This window comes from Sulfitobacter sp. 15WGC, from assembly GCF_005068605.1.
GTDB classification, from domain to species: domain Bacteria; phylum Pseudomonadota; class Alphaproteobacteria; order Rhodobacterales; family Rhodobacteraceae; genus Sulfitobacter; species Sulfitobacter faviae.
Genome location: NZ_SZNL01000259.1, coordinates 1 through 248 on the forward strand (window position 1 = coordinate 1; position 248 = coordinate 248).

The window sequence follows — 248 nt, forward strand, 5'->3', positions numbered from 1 at the left end:
TCTTTCCGGGGCTGCGGCTGGGGTATCTGGTGGGGTCCGAACCCTTCATCCGTGAGGCCCGCGCACTGCGCGCCTCGGTCCTGCGGCACCCGCCGGGGCATATCCAGCGCACCGCCGCCTATTTTTTGTCGCTTGGCCATTACGACGCCCAGATCCGCCGCATGGGGCTGGCGCTGCACGAACGCCGCCGGGTCATGGACGCGGCGCTAGAGACCCATGGTCTGCGCGTGTCGGGCCGGGGGGCCTAT

1 protein-coding gene is annotated in these 248 nt (G+C 69.8%); it reads left to right on the forward strand.

Going from position 1 to position 248, the window contains the following annotated elements:
• Positions 1–248, forward strand: a 248-nt coding sequence (locus FCK22_RS18725) for an aminotransferase class I/II-fold pyridoxal phosphate-dependent enzyme (RefSeq protein WP_136720779.1), incomplete at both ends; no start/stop codon positions are given.